The organism is Nakamurella leprariae, assembly GCF_016918035.1.
GTDB classification, from domain to species: domain Bacteria; phylum Actinomycetota; class Actinomycetes; order Mycobacteriales; family Nakamurellaceae; genus Nakamurella; species Nakamurella leprariae.
Genome location: NZ_JAERWK010000005.1, coordinates 1 through 20,910, shown reverse-complemented (window position 1 = coordinate 20,910; position 20,910 = coordinate 1). Strand labels below are relative to the sequence as shown.

General features: G+C 70.8%; 15 protein-coding genes and 4 tRNA genes. 17 read left to right on the top strand and 2 right to left on the bottom strand.

All coding sequences use genetic code 11. The annotated features are described in order from the left end of the window. Window positions 1-51 precede the first annotated feature (51 nt). From JL106_RS02920 to JL106_RS02890, 7 genes are all read left to right on the top strand, one after another. Window positions 52-133, top strand: a tRNA-Tyr gene (locus tag JL106_RS02920). Between the two features lie 200 nt (window positions 134-333). Further along, window positions 334-3,111 carry an EAL domain-containing protein gene (locus JL106_RS02915; RefSeq protein WP_205259196.1) on the top strand — a complete coding sequence of 926 codons (2,778 nt, stop codon included), beginning with the start codon at window positions 334-336 and terminating at the stop codon, window positions 3,109-3,111. Between the two features lie 140 nt (window positions 3,112-3,251). Beyond that, window positions 3,252-3,324 (top strand) — tRNA-Thr (locus JL106_RS02910). A gap of 73 nt (window positions 3,325-3,397) precedes the next feature. Next, window positions 3,398-3,473: transfer RNA gene (locus tag JL106_RS02905), tRNA-Met, on the top strand. Window positions 3,474-3,563: 90 nt separating this feature from the next. Continuing rightward, window positions 3,564-3,728, top strand: a complete 165-nt coding sequence (gene rpmG / locus JL106_RS02900; RefSeq protein WP_205259195.1) for a 50S ribosomal protein L33 — start codon at window positions 3,564-3,566, stop codon at window positions 3,726-3,728. 97 nt (window positions 3,729-3,825) lie between these two features. After that, complete coding sequence (locus JL106_RS02895) at window positions 3,826-4,239, top strand: FAS1-like dehydratase domain-containing protein (RefSeq protein ID WP_205259194.1); 414 nt, start codon at window positions 3,826-3,828, stop codon at window positions 4,237-4,239. Continuing rightward, window positions 4,236-4,667, top strand: coding sequence for a MaoC family dehydratase (locus tag JL106_RS02890; protein WP_205259193.1), 432 nt, complete (start codon window positions 4,236-4,238; stop codon window positions 4,665-4,667). Before JL106_RS02895 ends, JL106_RS02890 begins: the two co-directional genes overlap by 4 nt. 41 nt (window positions 4,668-4,708) lie before the next feature. On the opposite strand, the gene JL106_RS02885 is transcribed toward JL106_RS02890, so the two are convergent. Continuing rightward, window positions 4,709-5,980: a pyridoxal phosphate-dependent aminotransferase gene (locus JL106_RS02885; RefSeq protein ID WP_205259192.1), complete on the bottom strand. Its 1,272-nt coding sequence runs from the start codon at window positions 5,978-5,980 to the stop codon at window positions 4,709-4,711. A gap of 192 nt (window positions 5,981-6,172) precedes the next feature. Between JL106_RS02885 and JL106_RS02880 the strand changes: the two genes are divergently transcribed. The 10 genes from JL106_RS02880 (at window position 6,173) to JL106_RS02835 (ending at window position 19,253) form a co-directional block, all read left to right on the top strand. Continuing rightward, window positions 6,173-6,245 (top strand) — tRNA-Trp (locus tag JL106_RS02880). A gap of 107 nt (window positions 6,246-6,352) precedes the next feature. Further along, window positions 6,353-6,751 carry a preprotein translocase subunit SecE gene (secE, locus tag JL106_RS21900; RefSeq protein ID WP_205259191.1) on the top strand — a complete coding sequence of 133 codons (399 nt, stop codon included), beginning with the start codon at window positions 6,353-6,355 and terminating at the stop codon, window positions 6,749-6,751. A 282-nt stretch (window positions 6,752-7,033) separates the two neighbouring features. Then, window positions 7,034-7,939, top strand: coding sequence for a transcription termination/antitermination protein NusG (gene nusG, locus JL106_RS22345; protein ID WP_407940078.1), 906 nt, complete (start codon window positions 7,034-7,036; stop codon window positions 7,937-7,939). Window positions 7,940-8,022: 83 nt separating this feature from the next. Continuing rightward, a complete protein-coding gene (rplK, locus tag JL106_RS02865) occupies window positions 8,023-8,457 on the top strand; it encodes a 50S ribosomal protein L11 (protein ID WP_205259190.1) in 435 nt (144 codons plus the stop codon). Between the two features lie 94 nt (window positions 8,458-8,551). Continuing rightward, on the top strand, window positions 8,552-9,274 hold the full coding sequence (rplA, locus tag JL106_RS02860; protein ID WP_205259189.1) for a 50S ribosomal protein L1: 723 nt from the start codon (window positions 8,552-8,554) through the stop codon (window positions 9,272-9,274). A 333-nt stretch (window positions 9,275-9,607) separates the two neighbouring features. Continuing rightward, window positions 9,608-10,201, top strand: coding sequence for a 50S ribosomal protein L10 (gene rplJ, locus JL106_RS02855; protein WP_205259188.1), 594 nt, complete (start codon window positions 9,608-9,610; stop codon window positions 10,199-10,201). A gap of 121 nt (window positions 10,202-10,322) precedes the next feature. Continuing rightward, window positions 10,323-10,715: a 50S ribosomal protein L7/L12 gene (gene rplL / locus JL106_RS02850; RefSeq protein WP_205259187.1), complete on the top strand. Its 393-nt coding sequence runs from the start codon at window positions 10,323-10,325 to the stop codon at window positions 10,713-10,715. Window positions 10,716-10,870: 155 nt separating this feature from the next. Beyond that, window positions 10,871-11,269 (top strand): VOC family protein, encoded by a 399-nt coding sequence (locus JL106_RS02845; RefSeq protein ID WP_205259186.1) that lies wholly within the window; start codon window positions 10,871-10,873, stop codon window positions 11,267-11,269. A gap of 404 nt (window positions 11,270-11,673) precedes the next feature. Continuing rightward, a complete protein-coding gene (gene rpoB, locus JL106_RS02840) occupies window positions 11,674-15,147 on the top strand; it encodes a DNA-directed RNA polymerase subunit beta (RefSeq protein WP_205259392.1) in 3,474 nt (1,157 codons plus the stop codon). 182 nt (window positions 15,148-15,329) lie between these two features. After that, window positions 15,330-19,253 (top strand): DNA-directed RNA polymerase subunit beta', encoded by a 3,924-nt coding sequence (locus tag JL106_RS02835; protein WP_205259185.1) that lies wholly within the window; start codon window positions 15,330-15,332, stop codon window positions 19,251-19,253. Window positions 19,254-19,334: 81 nt separating this feature from the next. Here JL106_RS02835 and JL106_RS02830 read toward each other — a convergent pair. Further along, window positions 19,335-20,910, bottom strand: a 1,576-nt coding sequence (locus tag JL106_RS02830; protein WP_205259184.1) for a hypothetical protein, incomplete at its 5' end; no start/stop codon positions are given.

Genomic DNA, 20,910 nt, shown 5'->3' with positions numbered 1-20,910 from the left:
TCCGGACCGACGTCCTTGTACAGTTGCCCGGCGCGTCGCCCGCGACGTCGCGGCAGGTTGCCCGAGCGGCCAAAGGGAGCTGACTGTAAATCAGCCGGCATTGCCTACGGGGGTTCGAATCCCTCACCTGCCACCCATGACCGGGAGGTCGGCGCACCCGCGCCGGCCTCCCGTCGTGCATCGGGGTCCGGACCACGCCGCCTCGCCCGACCGGGCGATCGGGGCCGGTGCCGAGTCCCGTCGTCCACGACTCGAGATGATCGGCGTGTCGTTCCACCGGGATCGGTGATCCGACCGGTAGTCCATCCGGACCGCAGACGCTACGCTCCGTGCGTGACAGGAGACGCAGAGGCGCGGGCTGCGTCCATGCGCCCGGCTGTCCAGGCCGTCCCGACGCGACCGTCGGGTGGACCGGTCGAGGTGGCGCCGCCGTCGGAGGCCGCCCCCTCCTCCGGGGTCGCCGTGCCCGAGCCGGGTCCGGTCGAGCCGGGCCGGTCCGGGACGGACACCGCCGGAACCGTCGGGGAGGCCCGGCCGCAGCGCGGACGGCGCACCGCCGACTGGGTGTACCCGCGGGCCGCCACGGTGATGGTGCTGCTCTCCGCGCTGCTGTGGTTCCCGCTGCTGCGGGACCCGTCCTCGGTCGATCCGGTCGCGGCCCTGGTCGGCATCCTGGTGCTGGGTGGGGCGTTCCTGGTCGGTGAGCTGTTCCCACTGCGGGTCGACGTCCGCCGGGAGACCGTGGTCATCAGCCTCTCGGAGCTGCCGCTGGTCGTCGGCCTGCTGCTGATGCCCCCGTGGGTGGTGCTGGTCGCGCACGTCGCGGCCGGGCTGACCGTCTACCTGGCTCGCAAGGACGGCTGGCGGCGCAGCGCCATGAACCTGTCGCTGATCCTGGTCGAGACCGGGGTCGCGGCCGTGATCGCCCAGCTGGTGGCCCGCGGCGACGTCACCGGCCAGCCGCTGTGGGCGCAGGCCTACCTGGCCGTCGCCGCCGGGGTGCTGGCCGCCGCGCTGGTCTCCGCGCTGGCCGTCGGGGTGCTGTACCACCTGCTGGGCACCCAGGAGCCGCTCACCCGGCTGGTCAGCCGGTCGATGCTGCAGGCGGCCACGGTCGTCACCTTCTCCCTGGTGGCCTACGGCATCTGGGAGGGAGTGCCGGTGGCCGGGCCCGTGCTCTGCGTGGCCATGGCCGTCATCCTCGGCGTCGTCTACCGGGTCTACTCCGACTTCCTCCGCGAGCACGCCGACCTGGCCAAGATGTACGGTTTCGGCCGCTGGGTGAACTCGCTGGGCACCCCGGAGGCGGGGGAGACGGCCGACTCGGCCGCCCCCGTCGCCGATGCCGCCACCACCACCGAGGTGGACTGGCCGCAGCTGCTGGAGCAGGTGCGCGACCAGCTGAACGCCAAGTCCGCGTCGCTCTACCTGGACGACGGTCCCGGATCCCGGCCGGTCGCCCTGGTCGCCCGGCTGGACGGTGCCGCGGTGGAGCCGCCGCCACCCGCCGACGACCCGCTGCTGGAGCGGGCGGCCGCGCTGGGCGGTCTCAAGGTGTCCAGTGACCGCACCACCGAACAGGCGCTGCACACTGCGTTGCAGCGTCGGGACTCCTGGGACGTCATGGTCGTGCCGCTGCGGTCCGGGGACCGCAGCCGCGGCTTCCTCGAGGTGCGCGACCCGAGCAGCCGATGGGGCCGGTTCACCGACAACGACCTGACCCTGCTCGGCACCCTGGCCGGTCACCTGGCCACCGCGCTGGACAACGTCCGGCTGCTCGACACGCTGCGGCACGCGGCCTACCACGACACCGTGACCGGGCTGCGCAACCGGTTGGGCTTCGCCGCCGCCCTCGACCAGGCCGCCACCCATGGTGGCGGCGCGGTGATGCTCGTCGACCTGGACGTGCTGTCCCAGGTCAACAACGCCCTGGGTCACTCGCGCGGCGAGGAACTGCTGCGGATGGCCGGGCAGCGCCTGGTCGCCGCGGCCGGCGGGCATCCGGTGGCGCGCATCGAGGGCGACCGGTTCGCGGTGCTGCTCGACGCCGACCACGGCACCGAGCTGGACCGGGCCCGCCGGCTCCGGTCCGCGGTGGGCGGCGCGTACTCACTGGACGGCATCGAGATCGATCCGCACGCGGTCGCCGGGGTGGCCGAGCTGCCCGGCGGGCCGGACCGGCTGCCGGACGCCGGTGTGGTGCTGCAGCGCGCCGACATGGCGCTGCTGGCCGCCCGGGCCGGACAGGAGACGCTGCAGCTGTACCGGCCCAGCATGGGCGAGGTGTACCGCCGCCGCTTCCAACTGGTCACCCAGTTCCGCCAGGCCGTCGAACAGGGCGACATCGTCGTGCACTACCAGCCCAAGGTGCGGCTGTCCGACGACGAAGTCATCGGCGCCGAGGCGCTGGTGCGGTGGTCGCATCCGGAGTTCGGCCTGGTGTCGCCGGCCGAGTTCGTCGAGGCGATCGAGACGACCGGGTCCATCGAGATCCTGCTCGAACACGTGCTGGACATCGTGCTGGCCCAGATCCAGGCCTGGACCGCGCGTGACCGCCGGCTCAGCGTCTCGGTGAACCTGTCGATGCGGAACCTGCTGGCCGAACGGTTCCTGGAGACCGTCGCCGGCCAGCTCGAGCGCTACGGCGTGCCGCCCGAGCTGCTGCTGTTCGAGATCACCGAGTCCAGCGTGATGGCCCGGCCCGAGGTGTCGCTACCGGTGCTGCGCGACCTGGCCAACCTGGGCGTGCAGCTGTCCGTGGACGACTTCGGCACCGGCTACTCGTCCCTGGCCTACCTGCGCCGGCTGCCGATCGACGAGATGAAGATCGACAAGTCGTTCGTCCAGGGCATGGCCACCGACATGGGCGACCACGCCATCGTCAAGGCCATCGTCGAGCTGGCCCACAACCTGGGCCTGGTCGTGGTGGCCGAGGGCGTCGAGGGTGCGGAGACCAAGACGATGCTCGAGAAGATGGGCTGCGACCAGATGCAGGGCTTCCTGCTGTCCCGGCCGCTGCCGGTCGACAAGTTCGAGACCTGGCTGAAGACTCGCGCGTCGGTGGGCGACGACCCCGGTGGCGACATCGACCCGCTGCGCCCGGCGCAGTGACGGGGCACGTCCGGCAGGGTCCAGGGGCGGACGCCGGTTGGTGTGAGCACCCCCCCGGCATGGGGTAGAGTTGTCCAGGCTGCCGGAGGGCAGGAGGTTCCAGGGTCCGGCCCGGGAGCGTCCCGCAGATCGGCCAGTACGCCCCTTTAGCTCAGTCGGCAGAGCGTCTCCATGGTAAGGAGAAGGTCTACGGTTCGATTCCGTAAAGGGGCTCGACAGCGGCTCCGGAACCGGGTTCAGATCCGGCCGGGGCCTCTTGTTGTGCAGGCGGCCGTCCGGCCGCCGCGGCGGTGTAGCTCAGTTGGTAGAGCAAGCGGCTCATAATCGCTGTGTCGCCGGTTCAAGTCCGGCCACCGCTACCAGCAACGGTTCCCATCGGCCCGCGCCGCTCGGCTCCCGCAGCCGTCACGGCGGCCCGGGCCGCTCCCGAGATCAGGAAAGAGGCAGCTGCCATGGCCGCCACCGACGTGCGTCCGAAGATCACCCTCGCCTGCGAGGAGTGCAAGCACCGCAACTACATCACCCGCAAGAACCGGCGGAACGATCCCGATCGTCTCGACATCAAGAAGTTCTGCCCGAACTGCGGCGTGCATCGCAACCACCGCGAGACCCGCTGACCCACGACGTCCCGACCGCCCGACGCTGCCCCCGCAGTGCGGGCGGTCGACTCGTTTCCGGGCCGGTGCCGAGCAGTCAGATGGGGGAGCGGGAGCCGTGTCGTTGAACCAGTCGATGCTCGGTCACACCTGGCCGGCGACCACCTACACGGTGGGCGGCGAGAAGGTGGCCGAGTTCCTCGAGGCCATCGGCGCCGGACGCCCGACCGACCCGGCCACCGCCGCGGTGCCGCCCACCTTCGCCGTCGCTGTGGTGGCCGGTGCGCAGGAGTCGGTCTTCTTCGACGCCGATCTCGGGCTGGACTTCAGCCGGGTGGTGCACCGCGACCAGCGGTTCGACCACCATCGGCCGATGCGCGTGGGCGACCGGCTGCGCTGCGAGCCCACCGTCACCGGCATCCAGCAGCTGGCCGGCAACGACGTGCTCACGGTGACCACCGAGGTGCGGGACGCCGCCGGCCATCCGGTGTGCACCGCGGTCACCGGCCTGGTCGCGCGGGCGGCGTCATGACCGGCACGCCACAGTTCGGCACCGTCGCGGTGGGCGACCAGCTGCCCGCCCTCACCGTGCGGATCACCCGGGCCCAGCTGGTCCGCTACGCCGGCGCCTCGGGTGACTTCAACCCGATCCACTGGAGCAGGCGCGTCGCGCAGCAGGTCGGACTGCCCGACGTCATCGCCCACGGCATGCTCACCATGGCTCAGGCCGGTCGCATCGTCAGTGACTGGGCGGGCGGCCCTGCGGCGGTCCGCAGCCTGGAGAGCCGGTTCACCCGTCCGGTCGTCGTGCCCGACGACGAGGACGGCGTGGAGCTGGAGCTGACCGCGGTGATCGCCGCGGTCGACGAGCAGGCCCGCACCGTCCGGGTGGACGTAACCGCCCGGAGCGGCGGACAGACGGTGCTCAGCCGGTGCCGCGCCGTCGTGGCACTCGACTGACGACGACCCGGACGCTCGACCGGTCCGGCCGGCGACCGCCGTCAGTCCTGCGCGCTGCGCAGGAACTCGGCCAGCCGGCCGACCCCGGTCTCCAGGTCGGCGTCACCGAGGGCGTAGGACAGCCGGAAGTAGCCCGGCGTGCCGAAGGCCTCGCCGGGCACCACGGCCACCTGCGCCCGGTCCAGCACCAGCGCGGCCAGCTCGGCCGAGGTTTCCGGGCGGACGCCGTCGAAGGACTTCCCGAGCAGTGCCTGCACGCTGGGGTAGACGTAGAACGCCCCCTCCGGCTCCGGGCAGGACACCCCCGGGATGGCCGACAGCAGCTCCACCATGCGCCGCCGGCGCCGGTCGAACGCGGCGCGCATCTCGGCAACGGCGTCCAGTGGGCCGGTGACCGCGGCCAGCGCCGCCCGCTGCGCCACGTTGCAGACGTTGGACGACAGGTGGGACTGCAGGTTGGTGGCCGCCGTGATGACGTCGGACGGGCCGATCATCCAGCCGACCCGCCAGCCCGTCATGGCGTAGGTCTTGGCCACGCCGTTGAGCACCACGCAGATGTCGGCCAGTTCGGGCACCACCACCGGCATGGAACTGAACCGGGCGTCGCCGTAGACCAGGTGCTCGTAGATCTCGTCGGTGATGACCCAGACGCCGTGCTCGAGCGCCCAGCGCCCGATCGCCTCGACCTCCTCTGGCGGGTAGACCGCACCGGTCGGGTTGGACGGGGAGCAGAACAGCAGCGCCTTGGTGCGCGGGGTGCGGACCGCCTCGAGCTGCTCCACCGTCGCGCGGTAGCCGCTGGTCTCGTCGGTCGGCACCACCACCGTCTCGCCGCCGGCCAGCGCGATGGCCTCCGGGTAGGTGGTCCAGTACGGCGCCGGCAGGATCACCTCGTCGCCCGGGTCGAGCAGGGTGGCGAACGCCTGGTAGACCGCCTGCTTGCCGCCGTTGGTGATGAGCACCTGTCCGGCCGACACTGCCCAGCCGGAGTCCCGGGCGGTCTTGGCCGCGACCGCCTCCCGCAGCACGGGGAGGCCGGCGGCGGGGGTGTAGCGGTGGTTGACCGGGTCCGCGGCGGCCGCGATGGCAGCCTGCACGATCGGCTCCGGGGTGGGGAAGTCGGGCTCGCCGGCCCCGAACCCGATCACCGGCACGCCGGCGGCCTTGAGGGCCTTGGCCTTGGCGTCCACGGCGAGCGTCGCCGACTCGCCGATCCCGCCGATGCGGGCGGAGACGCGACGGCGGGGACGATCGCTCGGACCAGGCGTCGAAGCAGACGAGGTGGGGGCCGTGCCGGACGGTGCGGAGCTCATGGGGTCATCGTGGCACGGTGGTGCCGGTCGGCCGCCACCGGCGGTGGATCCGCGGGCGTCCGGCGCGGCGACCGGATGCACTACACTCATGCTCCTGGGGTGTGCGCGAGCGTGCCTGCTGCCGGTTGCAGGTCCGTCCGAGCACATCCCTGACGTGTCGCGGAGCAGACCGGTGTCCGCGGGACGGGACAGAGGGGCGTAGCTCAACTGGCAGAGCAGCGGTCTCCAAAACCGCAGGTTGCAGGTTCAAGTCCTGTCGCCCCTGCAACACACCGATCCCGGGCCGTCCGGGGCCGGTGCGCCGGTCGCGGACGGTCCCTCCATGGGTCGGTGGAAGCGGGCCGGCACCTTCTCGACAGGTGAGGACGAGGCGTGAGCAAGGAATCCGAGCACGACGACGACGCGACGTCGTCCGGTGCCGGCTCGGCCGACTCCGGCGAGGTCGTCGGCGCGACCGCCGGCTCCGCCCGGGCGGCCGCTCGTCGTTCCGCCGGCGGTGCGACACCGGCCGGCGCCGAGTCGGCCCCGGCCCGGCGGGCCGAGTCCGGGCGCTCCCGGGCGGCGTCCGCGGGCGAGCGGCCCAACGTGTTCGCCCGACTGGGTCGGTATCTCCGCGAGGTCGTCGCCGAGTTGCGCAAGGTCATCTGGCCGAACCGCAACCAGATGGTCACCTACACCATCGTGGTCATCGTGTTCGTCGTCTTCATGGTCGCCCTGGTGTACGGGCTCGACGTGCTGTTCGCCCAGGGTGCCCTGGCGGTGTTCGGATGACCCGCCCGTCTCCCTGAGCGACGCCATCGGCCCGGTCGCGGCGGAACAGCCGGGAGGGGACGAGCGTTGTCCCTGATCGGCCCGGACGCTCCGGGCCTCGCGGACGGTCGTGCCACCAGACCGCCACGGCCGGACCGGCCGGGTCCGGCCGCCATTCCAGTCGTAGTTCTCGAACCACCAGGAAGCGAGCTGAACGTGTCGACCTACGCCGACCACCCGGACGACCGCACCGACGAGCGGTCGTCCGACGCGGCGGATGCTGCCGACCTGCGGGACGCCCAGCTGGGCGACCTGGAGGCGGAGGCCGCCGAGGCGCCCGCGGACGACCGCCCCGACGCCGACACCGAGCGTGACGGCGTGCTGGACGCCGCCGACGGGACGCTGGCCTCGGCCGACGACAGCACGCCGGCCGGCGAGCGGCTGGCCACCGACGCGGACGCCGGGGGTGACGTCTTCGGCACCGACGACGTCGCGAACGGCGAGGAGACCGATCCCGAGTTCGCCACCGCCGAGGCCGTTGCGGACGACCAGGCCGACGACCAGGCCGGTGACCAGCCCGATGCGCCGGCCGAGGACGTCGACCCGGCCGCGGAGCTGCGGGCCGCGCTGAAGCGGGCCGACGGCGACTGGTACGTCGTGCACTCGTACGCCGGGTACGAGAACAAGGTGAAGACCAACCTGGAGACCCGCATCCGGTCGCTCCAGATGGAGGAGCACATCTTCCAGATCGAGGTGCCCACCGAGGAGGTCACCGAGATCAAGAACGGCCAGCGCAAGCAGGTCCAGCGCAAGGTGTACCCGGGCTACATCCTGGTCCGGATGGACCTCACCGACGCGTCCTGGAGCGCGGTGCGCAACACCCCGGGGGTGACCGGGTTCGTGGGTGCGACCGCCCAGCGTCCGTCGCCGCTGAGCCTCGACGACGTCGTGAAGATCCTCGCGCCCGCGCCGCAGAAGAAGGCCGGCGCCGGAACGGCCGCCGCCTCCGGTGGCACCGCCACCGCCACCCGCACCGAGGTCGACTTCTCGGTGGGCGAGTCGGTCACCGTCATGGACGGCCCGTTCGCGACGCTGCCGGCGACGATCAACGAGGTCAACGCGGACGCCCAGAAGCTCAAGGTGCTCGTGTCGATCTTCGGCCGCGAGACGCCCGTCGAGCTGTCGTTCAACCAGGTCGCCAAGATCTGATCCAGACCTGCCGGTCGCCTCTGGCCGGCACCGCCGGGCCGCGCGCCGGCCCGGTGCACCACCCGCCCAGCAAGGAAGAAGACATGCCCCCGAAGAAGAAGAAGCTCGCAGCGATCATCAAGCTGCAGATCAAGGCCGGGATGGCGAACCCGGCTCCGCCGGTCGGCCCCGCCCTGGGTCAGCACGGCGTGAACATCATGGAGTTCTGCAAGGCCTACAACGCCGCGACCGAGTCACAGCGCGGTGACGTGGTACCGGTCGAGATCTCCGTGTACGAGGACCGGTCCTTCGACTTCAAGTTGAAGACCCCGCCGGCGGCCCGCCTGCTGCTCAAGGCCGCCGGTGTGGACAAGGGCTCGGCCACCCCGCACACCACCAAGGTGGCGTCGGTGAGCGCGGCCCAGATCCGGGAGATCGCCACCCTCAAGCAGGTCGACCTGAACGCCAACGACGTCGAGGCCGCGGCCAAGATCATCGCCGGCACCGCCCGCTCGATGGGCATCACGGTCACCGACTGACCCGACCGGTCAGGCACCACCGCACCACCGTGGAAGGGCCAGGCGCTGGCCCGTCACACCACGCCCTCCCGTACCGACTTCCTGGAGTGAACGCATGAAGCGCAGCAAGGCCTACCGCAAGGCTTCTGAACTGGTCGACCGCACCAACCTGTACAGCCCGCTGGAGGCGGCGGAGCTGGCCAAGCAGACCTCGGCCACCAAGATGGACGCCACCGTCGAGGTGGCCATGGTGTTGGGTGTCGACCCCCGCAAGGCGGATCAGATGGTCCGTGGCACCGTCAACCTGCCGCACGGCACCGGCAAGACCGCCCGCGTCATCGTCTTCGCGGTCGGCGACAAGGCCGCCGAGGCCGAGGCGGCCGGCGCGGACGCGGTCGGCTCGGACGAGCTGATCGCCCGGATCCAGGGCGGCTGGCTGGACTTCGACGCGGCGATCGCCACGCCGGACCAGATGGCCAAGGTCGGTCGGATCGCGCGGGTGCTGGGCCCCCGCGGTCTGATGCCGAACCCCAAGACCGGCACCGTGACGGCGGACGTGGCCAAGGCCGTGGCCGACATCAAGGGTGGCAAGATCAACTTCCGCGTCGACAAGGCCGCCAACCTGCACCTGGTCATCGGCAAGGTGTCCTTCCCGACCGAGAAGTTGGTCGAGAACTACGCCGCCGCGCTGGACGAGGTGCTGCGGTCCAAGCCGTCCGCGGCCAAGGGCCGGTACCTGAAGAAGGTCGCGTTCTCGACCACCATGGGCCCGGGCATCCCGGTCGACCCGGCGGTCACCCGCAACCTGCTGGGCGCCGACGAGAACGTCCCCGCCTGACCCACCTGATCTGCGCCCTCGGGCCCTCCTGCCACGTGCGGGAGGGCCTGAGGTCGTTCCGGGGAGGACGCTCTGGTACAGTGATCTGGTTCCACCGAAGACCGTCGGCTTCCGCGTGCGCGGACGAAGGTCCCGGGATCCCCGGGCAGCCCACGCAGGAGGACGAGGTCAACCAGGCGCCAGCCTGATCACGCCCCGTGCCGACTGCCGGCCGGGGCGTTCGTCGTCTCCCGGCCCGGGTCCTGATGGTGGTCCCGACGGCACCGCACCGGTGGTGCCGTCGGTCGACGTGAACACCGGCCCGACCCCGGGCCGGTGACGAAAGGAGGCGACATGGCGAACGCCGACAAGGTCGCCACGGTTGCGGAGATCACCGATCAGTTCCGCAGCGCGAATGCGGCGGTGGTGACCGAGTACCGCGGTCTGACCATGTCGCAGCTCACCGAGCTGCGCCGGTCGCTGGGTGCCGACACCTCGTACACCGTGGCCAAGAACACCCTGGTCAAGCGCGCGGCCGCCGAGGCCGGCGTCACCGGGATCGACGACCTGTTCACCGGTCCGACCGCGGTGGCCTTCATCAAGGGCGAGCCGGTCGACGCGGCCAAGGCGCTGCGCGACTTCGCCCGGGCCAACCCGACCCTGGTGATCAAGGGCGGCCTGCTCGAGGGCAAGCCGCTGGACGCCACCGAGGTCACCAAGCTGGCCGACCTCGAGTCCCGCGAGGTCCTGCTGGGCAAGCTGGCCGGCGCCATGCTGGGCACGCTCACCAAGGCTGCGGTCGTCCTGAACGCGCTGCCCTCCAAGGCGGCACAGCTGGTCGCGGCCCTGCAGGAGAAGCAGGCCGCCGGTGCCCCGGCGGGGGGCCCGGCCGACGCTGTCGCCGCTGCCGCCGCCGACGCGACCTCGGAGACGGCCGAGCAGGCCTGATCCCGCCCCGCAGCCGCTCGTGCTGCGGACCCCCGGCCGGACCCGGCCGGACCACTGAAGACCACCGATCTCCCGGATGCCGGGAGCGCGGGGAACCCCGCATGTTGAAAGGACGCCCATCATGGCGAAGCTGACCACCGACGAGCTGCTCGACGCCTTCAAGGAGCTCACCCTCATCGAGCTCTCCGAGTTCGTGAAGCAGTTCGAGGAGACCTTCGGCGTCACCGCCGCGGCTCCGGTCGCCGTCGCGGCCGCCCCGGGTGCCACCGGTGCCGCTCCGGCCGAGGCCGCCGAGGAGCAGGACGAGTTCGACGTCATCCTCGAGGCCGCCGGCGACAAGAAGGTCCAGGTCATCAAGGCCGTCCGCGAGATCGTCTCCGGCCTGGGCCTGAAGGAGGCCAAGGACCTGGTCGACGCCGCTCCCAAGGCCATCCTGGAGAAGGCCCCCAAGGAGGCCGCCGAGGCCGCCAAGGCGAAGCTGGAAGAGGCCGGCGCCAAGGCCACCGTCAAGTGATGTCGTCCCCGGCCTGAGCCGGGGGTGCGCCACCGCAGTGTGCCGTCCGCAGGGGCGGGTCGGACCAACCGGTCCGGCCCGCCCCTGCGGCGTCTCCGGGCGGTGGATGCCGGGTCGTCGGGCGGCGGTCGGTGGCCCGCGCTAGCGTCCGGCGCATGATCGATCATCTGGGACTGCAGGTGGCCGACGTCGAGGCGTCGGCCCGGTTGCTGGGCACCGTGCTGGCCCCGCTGGGCATCGCCGAGCAACGCCGCATCCCGACCCCGGGCGGGCCGGTGGTGGCGTTCGGGCCGGACGGCGGGCAGGAGGTCCCGCTCTGGTTGAGCGGGGTGGTGCCCGGGCCCGACGGCGGGCCACCGGCCGGACGCGAGACGCACCTGGCCCTGACCGCCCGGGACCGGGCCGCGGTGGACGCCGTGCACGGTGCCGCACTGGGCGCGGGCGTCGAGATCCTGCACCCGCCGCGGGAGTGGCCGGAGTACCACCCCGGCTACTACGCGGTGTTCTTCCGCGACCTGGACGGCAACAACCTCGAGGTCGTGCACCACGGCTGACCTGCGACGGTCCGGCGGTCGACCCGCGGCCCGGCCCCGCGGTGGAGCAGCAGTCCCGGTTCCGGCCGGTCGGCTTGACGAACGCCGTCGCGGCAGCCAGGCTATGGCCACGACGTCGGTCATATTGCGGGCCGCGTCCTTCTGTACCGCACTGGATGTCCCGTCCGGGTGACCGTTCCCCGGAGGATTTCAGTTCGTCGGAGGGCACGTCTGGTCAGACGTGCCCGTCCTCTGCTAGGCTGCGTGTTTGCGCTGCCCTTTTCCTGTTGCTCGTTCCACGAACGGGTCCGGTGTCAGCCGGACCCGGGCGGAGCCGACGAGCCAGCGGCGACCGGGTCCCCTCCCTGGAGGGTCAGCGCTCGTGCACCCACAGTGTTTCGACAGTGCAGTCCTCGAAAGGACGAATCTTGGCAGTCACCGCGCCCCAGAACTCCCAGGCCTCCTCAGTGTCGCCGCGTGTGTCGTTCGCGAAGCTCCGCGAGCCGCTGGAGGTCCCCAACCTGCTGGCCCTACAGACCGAGTCCTTCGACTGGCTGGTCGGCGGCCCGGCTTGGCGCAACCGGCAGTCCGAGCCCACCCCGAGCGGGCTCGACGAGATCCTCGATGAGATCTCCCCGATCGAGGACTTCTCCGGCGACCTGTCGCTGTCCTTCTCCGATCCCCGCTTCGACGAGGTCAAGGCGACCGAGGAGGAGTGCCGGGACAAGGACATGACCTACTCGGCGCCGCTGTTCGTGACGGCCGAGTTCGTCAACGGCGACACCGGTGAGATCAAGTCGCAGACCGTCTTCATGGGTGACTTCCCGATGATGACGTCCAAGGGCACGTTCATCATCAACGGCACCGAGCGCGTGGTCGTCTCGCAGCTGGTCCGCTCGCCCGGCGTCTACTTCGACCGCACCCTCGACAAGACCGCGGGCAAGGACGTCTACTCCGTCCGCGTCATCCCGTCCCGGGGCGCCTGGCTCGAGTTCGACATCGACAAGCGCGACACCATCGGCGTGCGCATCGACCGCAAGCGGCGCCAGCCGGTCACCGTGCTGCTGAAGGCGCTGGGCTGGGACGCCGAGCGCATCCGCTCCCACTTCGAGTGGTCGCCGGTGCTGCTGGCCACCCTGGAGAAGGACCACATCGCCGGCACCGACGAGGCGCTGCTGGACATCTACCGCAAGCTGCGCCCGGGCGAGCCGCCGACGCGGGAGAGCGCCCAGGCCCTGCTGGAGAACCTGTTCTTCAAGGACAAGCGCTACGACCTGGCCAAGGTCGGCCGGTACAAGGTCAACAAGAAGCTGGGTGTCACCGCCCCGACCGGCACCGGCACCCTGACCGAGGACGACCTGCTGTCCACGGTCGAGTACCTGCTGCGCCTGCACGAGGGCCAGGAGGAATGGACCAGGACGAGCACCGCGGGCGACACCATCACCCTGCCCGTCGAGACCGATGACATCGACCACTTCGGCAACCGCCGGCTGCGCACCGTGGGCGAGCTGATCCAGAACCAGATCCGGGTCGGCCTGTCCCGGATGGAGCGGGTCGTCCGCGAGCGGATGACCACCCAGGACGTCGAGGCGATCACGCCGCAGACCCTGATCAACATCCGGCCGGTCGTCGCCTCCATCAAGGAGTTCTTCGGTACCAGCCAGCTGTCCCAGTTCATGGACCAGACGAACCCGCTGGCCGGCCTGACCCACAAGCGCCGCCTGTCGGCGCTGGGCCCGGGGGGTCTGTCCCGTGACCGCGCCTCGCTCGAGGTCCGCGACGTGCACCCGTCGCACTACGGCCGCATGTGCCCGATCGAGACGCCTGAGGGCCCGAACATCGGTCTCATCGGCTCGCTGGCCACGTTCGCCCGGGTGAACCCGTTCGGCTTCATCGAGACCCCGTACCGCAAGGTCGTCGACGGTGTCGTGACCGACCAGATCGACTACCTGACCGCCGACGAGGAGGACCGCTTCGTCGTCGCCCAGGCCAACGCCCGGCTGGACGCCGAGGGCCGGCTCGTCGAGTCGCGCGTGCTGGTCCGCACCAAGGGTGCCGGTGGCGAGGTCGACCAGGTCGACCCGTCCGAGGTCGAGTACATGGACGTGTCGCCGCGGCAGACCGTGTCGGTCGCGACGGCCATGATCCCGTTCCTCGAGCACGACGAGGCCAACCGTGCCCTGATGGGCGCGAACATGCAGCGCCAGTCGGTGCCGCTGCTGCGCAGCGAGGCTCCGCTGGTCGGGACCGGCATGGAGGCCCGCGCGGCCAAGGACGCCGGTGACGTGGTGCTGGCCGAGAAGGCCGGCGTGGTCGAGGAGGTCACCGCTGACTACATCTCGGTGATGGCCGACGACGGCACCCACCGCACCTACCGGCTGCACAAGTTCCGTCGCAGCAACCAGGGCACCAGCTTCAACCAGAAGCCGATCGTCGACGAGGGCGCGCGGGTCGAGGCCGGGCAGGTCATCGCCGACGGCCCCTGCACCGACGGCGGCGAGATGGCGCTGGGCAAGAACCTGCTGCTGGCGATCATGCCGTGGGAGGGCCACAACTACGAGGACGCGATCATCCTCTCGCAGCGCATCGTCCAGGACGACGTGCTGACCTCGATCCACATCGAGGAGCACGAGATCGATGCGCGCGACACCAAGCTGGGGCCGGAGGAGATCACCCGGGACATCCCGAACGTCTCCGAGGACGTGCTGGCCGACCTCGACGAGCGCGGGATCATCCGCATCGGCGCCGAGGTGCAGGACGGCGACATCCTGGTCGGCAAGGTCACGCCCAAGGGCGAGACCGAGCTGACCCCGGAGGAGCGGCTGCTGCGCGCGATCTTCGGCGAGAAGGCCCGTGAGGTCCGCGACACCTCCCTGAAGGTGCCGCACGGCGAGACCGGCAAGGTCATCGGCATCCGGGTCTTCCACCGGGACGACGAGGGCGCCGAGCTGCCGCCGGGGGTCAACGAGCTGGTCCGCGTCTACGTGGCCCAGAAGCGCAAGATCCAGGACGGCGACAAGCTCGCCGGCCGCCACGGCAACAAGGGCGTCATCGGCAAGATCCTGCCGGCCGAGGACATGCCGTTCCTGGCGGACGGCACCCCGGTCGACATCATCCTGAACCCGCACGGTGTGCCGCGACGGATGAACATCGGCCAGGTGCTGGAGACCCACCTCGGGTGGGTGGCCGCGCAGGGCTGGTCGATCAACGGTGATCCGGACTGGGCCAGCCACCTGGACGAGACCATCCGGTCCGCCCCGGCGTGGACCAAGACGGCGACCCCGGTCTTCTCCGGTGCCTCCGAGGACGAGATCACCGGTCTGCTCGGCTCGACCACCCCGACCCGGGACGGCGACCGGCTGGTCGCCGAGGACGGCAAGGCCACGCTGTTCGACGGCCGCACCGGTGAGCCGTTCCCGTACCCGGTGGCCGTCGGCTACATGTACATCATCAAGCTGCTGCACCTGGTCGACGACAAGATCCACGCCCGGTCGACCGGCCCGTACTCGATGATCACGCAGCAGCCGCTGGGCGGGAAGGCGCAGTTCGGTGGTCAGCGCTTCGGTGAGATGGAGTGCTGGGCCATGCAGGCCTACGGCGCCGCCTACACACTGCAGGAGCTGCTGACCATCAAGTCGGACGACATCGTCGGCCGGGTCAAGGTCTACGAGGCGATCGTCAAGGGCGAGAACATCCCCGAGCCGGGCATCCCGGAGTCCTTCAAGGTGTTGCTGAAGGAGCTCCAGGCGCTGTGCCTGAACGTGGAGGTCCTCTCCAGCGACGGCCAGACCATCGAGATGCGCGACCAGGACGACGACGACCTCGAGCGGGCCGCCGCCAACCTGGGCATCAACCTCTCGCGCAACGAGTCCGCCTCGGTGGACGACCTGGTGAATTGATCAGCCGACTGACCGGCGGACCGACTGTTCCGTTCCTGATCAGCGTCATCTGACGCGGAGCCGGCCGCCGGGGGAGTGATACTCCGGCGGCCGGTCGCCCGCCTCGCCCCCGACTCCGGGGCCCGGTCCACCAGCCCGGGCGTCCTGCGGGTCACCTGCAGTTCCGACAGACAGGGAATCAAGTGCTCGACGTCAACTTCTTCGACGAGCTGCGCATCGGCCTCGCCACCGCGGACGACATCCGCGCCTGGTCGCACGGTGAGGTCAAGAAGCCGGAGACCATCAACTACCGCACCCTCAAGCCGGAGAAGGACGGGCTCTTCTGCGAGAAGATCTTCGGCCCCACCCGGGACTGGGAGTGCGCCTGCGGCAAGTACAAGCGCGTCCGGTTCAAGGGCATCATCTGCGAGCGCTGCGGCGTCGAGGTGACCCGGGCCAAGGTGCGTCGTGAGCGGATGGGCCACATCGAGCTGGCCGCCCCGGTCACCCACATCTGGTACTTCAAGGGCGTCCCGAGCCGGCTGGGCTACCTGCTCGACCTGGCCCCCAAGGACCTCGAGAAGATCATCTACTTCGCGGCGTACCTGATCACGTCGGTCGACACCGAAGCGCGCCACAACGACCTGCCGACCATCGAGGCCGAGGTCTCGGTCGAGCGCAAGAACCTCGAGAACCAGCGCGACGCCGACATCGACGCGCGGGCCAAGAAGCTCGAGGCCGACCTGGCCGAGCTGGAGGCCGAGGGCGCCAAGTCCGACGTGCGCCGCAAGGTGCGCGAGGGTGGCGAGCGCGAACAGCGGCAGATCCGCGACCGCGCGCAGCGCGAGCTGGACCGGCTCGACGAGGTGATGGACACCTTCAAGAAGCTGGCCGTGCGGCAGCTGATCATCGACGAGGTGCTCTACCGCGAGCTCGAGGACCGCTTCGGTGACTACTTCACCGGTGGCATGGGTGCCGAGGCGCTGCAGAAGATCATCGCCGACTTCGACATCGAGGCCGAGACCGAGTCGCTGCGCGACACGATCAAGAACGGCAAGGGCCAGCGCAAGATCCGCGCCATCAAGCGACTCAAGGTGGTCGCTGCGTTCCAGATGACGCAGAACTCGCCGCTGGGCATGGTGCTCGACTGCGTGCCGGTGATCCCGCCGGAGCTGCGGCCGATGGTGCAGCTGGACGGTGGCCGCTTCGCGACCTCCGACCTGAACGACCTGTACCGCCGTGTGATCAACCGCAACAACCGGTTGAAGCGACTGATCGACCTGGGCGCGCCCGAGATCATCGTCAACAACGAGAAGCGCATGCTGCAGGAGGCCGTCGACGCGCTGTTCGACAACGGTCGCCGCGGCCGGCCGGTGACCGGCCCGGGCAACCGCCCGCTGAAGTCGCTGTCCGATCTGCTCAAGGGCAAGCAGGGCCGGTTCCGTCAGAACCTGCTCGGCAAGCGCGTCGACTACTCGGGCCGTTCGGTCATCGTGGTCGGCCCGCAGCTCAAGCTGCACCAGTGCGGTCTGCCCAAGCTGATGGCGCTCGAGCTGTTCAAGCCGTTCGTCATGAAGCGGCTGGTCGACCTCAACCACGCGCAGAACATCAAGTCGGCCAAGCGGATGGTGGAACGGCAGCGGCCGCAGGTGTGGGACGTCCTCGAAGAGGTCATCTCCCAGCACCCGGTGCTGCTGAACCGCGCCCCCACCCTGCACCGCCTGGGCATCCAGGCCTTCGAGCCGCAGCTGGTCGAGGGCAAGGCCATCCAGCTGCACCCGCTGGTGTGTGCCGCGTTCAACGCCGACTTCGACGGCGACCAGATGGCCGTGCACGTGCCGCTGTCGTCCGAGGCGCAGGCCGAGGCGCGGGTGCTGATGCTGTCGAGCAACAACATCCTGTCCCCGGGCTCCGGCCGGCCGCTGGCCATGCCGTCCCTGGACCTGGTCACCGGTCTGTACTACCTGTGCGGTCTGGACGCCGAGGCCAAGGGCGCCGGTGGCGTCTATTCGTCGTCGGCCGAGGCGATCATGGCCAACGACGCGGGTCTGGTGGACCTGCGTGCGCCGATCAAGGTGCGGCTGCCCGGCACGGTGCTGCCGGGTCCGGACGTGATGCTCCCGGAGGGCCACGAGGCGGGTCAGCCGTGGATCGCCGACACCACGCTGGGCCGCGTGCTGTTCAACGAGCTGCTGCCGGCCGAGTACCCGTTCGTGAACGAGGAGCTGCCCAAGAAGCGGCAGGCCGCGATCGTGAACCACCTGGCCGACCACTACCCGATGTCGGTCGTGGCGCAGACGCTGGACAAGCTCAAGGAGGCCGGCTTCCACTGGGCCACCCGCTCGGGGATGACCGTCGCCATCGGTGACGTCATCATCCCGGCGGCCAAGGAGGAGATCCTGGGTCGCTACGAGCAGCAGGCCGACCGGGTGGAGCGGGCGTACCAGCGCGGGAATCTGTCGCACGCGGAGCGCAACGACGACCTGGTGAAGATCTGGGAGGCGGCCACCAAGGAGATCGAGGAGGCCATCCCGCCGGCGTACCCGAAGGACAACCCGGTCTACACGCTGGTGGCGGCCGGTGCGGCGGGCAACTGGATCCAGGTCCGGTCGCTGGCCGGCATGAAGGGCGTGGTGGCCAACTCCAAGGGCCAGCAGATCCCGCGCCCCATCCGGTCCTCGTTCCGCGAGGGTCTGTCGGTGTTGGAGTACTTCATCAACACCCACTCGGCCCGCAAGGGTCTGGCCGACACCGCGCTGCGCACGGCGGAGTCGGGCTACCTGACCCGTCGTCTGGTCGACGTCTCGCAGGACGTCATCGTCCGCGAGTCGGACTGCGGCACCGAGCGCGGTGTCGCGCTGCCGCTGGCCCACGCGGATCAGACCACCGGCGAGCTGCGGCCCGACGAGCACATCGAGACCTCGATCATCGGCCGCACGCTGGCCTCCGACGTGGTCGCCGCCGACGGCACCGTGGTGCTGCCCGCGGGCACCGACATGCGTGACGAGCACGTGCAGCAGGCCCTCGACGCCGGGATCACCATGGTCAAGGCGCGGTCCGTGCTGACCTGCGAGGCCGCCATCGGTACCTGCGCGGTCTGCTACGGCCGGTCGCTGGCCACCGGTGAGCTGGTCGACGTCGGCGAGGCGGTGGGCATCGTCGCGGCGCAGTCCATCGGTGAGCCGGGTACCCAGCTGACCATGCGGACCTTCCACACGGGTGCGGCGTCGGGTTCGACCGACATCACCCAGGGTCTGCCGCGTGTGCAGGAGCTGTTCGAGGCCCGCGTGCCCAAGGGCAAGGCGCCCATCGCGGACGCCGCCGGGCGCATCCGGATCGAGGACACCGACAAGTTCTTCCGGATCGTCATCACCCCGGACGACGGCAGCGAGGAGGTCGTCTACGACAAGCTGCCCAAGACGCAGCGGTTGGCGACGCTCACGGTCGACGGCAGCGAGCGGCTGCTGGTGGACGGTGACCACGTCGAGGTCGGGCAGCAGCTCCTCGAGGGCAACCCCGATCCGCACGAGGTGCTCCGCGTCATGGGCCCGCGTCAGGTGCAGCTGCACCTGACCCGCGAGGTCCAGGAGGTGTACCGCAGTCAGGGCGTGTCGATCCACGACAAGCACATCGAGGTCATCGTCCGGCAGATGCTGCGCCGGGTGACGATCATCGACTCCGGCTCCACGGAGTTCCTGCCGGGTGCCGTCATCGAGCGCAAGGAGTTCGAGGCGGCGAACCGGCGGGTGCTGGCCGAGGGCGGCGAGGCGGCGGCCGGTCGTCCCGCGCTGATGGGCATCACCAAGGCGTCGCTGGCGACGGAGTCGTGGCTGTCGGCCGCCTCCTTCCAGGAGACGACCCGGGTGCTCACCGACGCGGCGATCAACGCCAAGAGCGACAAGCTCGTCGGCCTCAAGGAGAACGTGATCATCGGCAAGCTGATCCCGGCCGGGACCGGCATCGCCCGCTACCGCGACATCCAGGTGGAGCCCACCGAGGAGGCACGCGCGGCGGCGTACACCCTGCCGGCGTTCGACGACACGTACTACGGGGCCGACACCTTCGGGGTCGCCTCGGGTGCGGCGGTGCCGCTGGACGACTACGACCTGGGTCGCGACTACCGCTGATCCCAGGCCGGCAACGGCGAACGGGCCGGTTCCCCCTCGGGGAGCCGGCCCGTTCGGCGTCTCGTGGGGCAGCCGGTGCGGTCAGGCGAGGGGCACGCCCACCGTGGCGCGTACCGACCCGTCCGGGGCGGTCAGGTCCAGCCGCAGCGGGCCACCGCCCGACCAGTCGCCCCAGTGCACCACCACACCCTCGTCGCCGGCCACGGACAGCGGTGTGCCGGTCGCGGCCACGACGTCGCGGTCGGCGTCGGTGCGCTTGGCCGCCACGGTGAGCTGCGACGGCAGCGACTCGTCCGTGGTCAGGGTGACCGCGCCGGTCCGCGGATCGCTGGTGACGGTGACGGTGCCGTCGGCGTCCAGTTCGACGCCGGTGAAGGCGGTCCGGACCGACACGTCACCCCGCTGGCCGGCCACCGACACCACGGGCGCCCCGGCGTCGGAGCTGTTCCAGGACAGCCGCCCGCGGCCGGCGTCCGCGTGCAGTACCGCGTGCTCGTCGTGCTCGAGCTCCGCGCCCGAGACCCGGCCCACCCAGCCGTCACTCAGCACGGCGATGTCCAGCTGGGCGCGCTGGCCCTCGGGGACCTCGGACAGCCTGATCCGGACCGGCTCGGCCGTGTCGACGGCGATGAGCTGCGAGTTGGCGTTGTCGAGGGCGTCGGTCTTGTCGACCGCGTCGATGGGGGCGCCGAAGGCGTCCGTCACCTCGAGGTCCCAGGTCGCGTTGCCGTTGGATCGGTCGTTGATGAGCACCAGCACGCTGTCGTCGTCACCGACGGTCCGGCAGACCGGGCACACCTGCTGCTCGGCGATGGTCCCGACCGGATAGAGGTTGAGCCGGTTCTCGGGGGAGCCGACGAACAGGTAGGACGAGTCCCGGGGGTCTGCCCTGGTCGTGTACTCCCAGGTGTCGCGGGCGGGGTCCGTCACCATCATCGTCTGCTGCTGCGGGAAGTTGTTGTCGTACAGCACGATGCCGACGCGGCCGTCGTCCAGCTGGCGGAGCGCGATCGGCGTGACGCCGTGACCGGAGTTGTGCGCGGGGCCGTCGTAGAAGGCCAGGACGAAGTTGTCCCCGCGGCTCCACGCGTCCTGCAGCGCCCTGATGGTGTCCGCCACGGACAGGGTGCGCTTGCTCGAGGTGGTTGGGTCGCCGGCCTGGGCCGCGAAGTACCGGGCGATGAGCGCTTCCACCGGGGCGCCGGACGGGATGCCACTGGCCGACGACGCGCCCAACGTCCGCGGATCGACCTGGCCGCTGTGCAGCAGCCAGGCCAGTGCGGCCATGCCGAAGCAGTGGCCGCCGTCCATCGAGCCGTTGAGGATGTCCATGGTCACCTCGGCGATCGCGTCGAGCGCGCAGCTGCCGTCGGGCTCGGTGCGGGCGCACACCTCGTCGCCGTAGAGCGCCCACACCTGGGCCGGGTCCAGGTTGCGCCGGACCGAGCCGTCGTCCCGGAGCTCGTCGCCGTAGTTGGCGAAGGCGAAGCTGTCGGTGGCGATGTCGAAATCGGTGCTGGCCAGCAGCGTGCCGCTGGTCGGGTCGACGGCCACCGGGCCGGCGGTCGATTCCCCGGCGGCGGCACCGGTGGCGGCGTCAGCGGGGACCGCGGGCGGGCTCAGGACCGCGATGGGCGTGGGGGGGGGGGGGGGCCCC

Coding starts and splice junctions, on each gene's coding strand:
- rpmG (WP_205259195.1), top strand. CDS start 3,564: ATGGCCGCCACCGACGTGCGTCCGAAGATCACCCTCGCCTGCGAGGAG.
- rplK (WP_205259190.1), top strand. CDS start 8,023: ATGCCCCCGAAGAAGAAGAAGCTCGCAGCGATCATCAAGCTGCAGATC.
- rplL (WP_205259187.1), top strand. CDS start 10,323: ATGGCGAAGCTGACCACCGACGAGCTGCTCGACGCCTTCAAGGAGCTC.
- rplJ (WP_205259188.1), top strand. CDS start 9,608: ATGGCGAACGCCGACAAGGTCGCCACGGTTGCGGAGATCACCGATCAG.
- rplA (WP_205259189.1), top strand. CDS start 8,552: ATGAAGCGCAGCAAGGCCTACCGCAAGGCTTCTGAACTGGTCGACCGC.
- JL106_RS02890 (WP_205259193.1), top strand. CDS start 4,236: ATGACCGGCACGCCACAGTTCGGCACCGTCGCGGTGGGCGACCAGCTG.
- JL106_RS02845 (WP_205259186.1), top strand. CDS start 10,871: ATGATCGATCATCTGGGACTGCAGGTGGCCGACGTCGAGGCGTCGGCC.
- JL106_RS02885 (WP_205259192.1), bottom strand. CDS start 5,980: ATGAGCTCCGCACCGTCCGGCACGGCCCCCACCTCGTCTGCTTCGACG.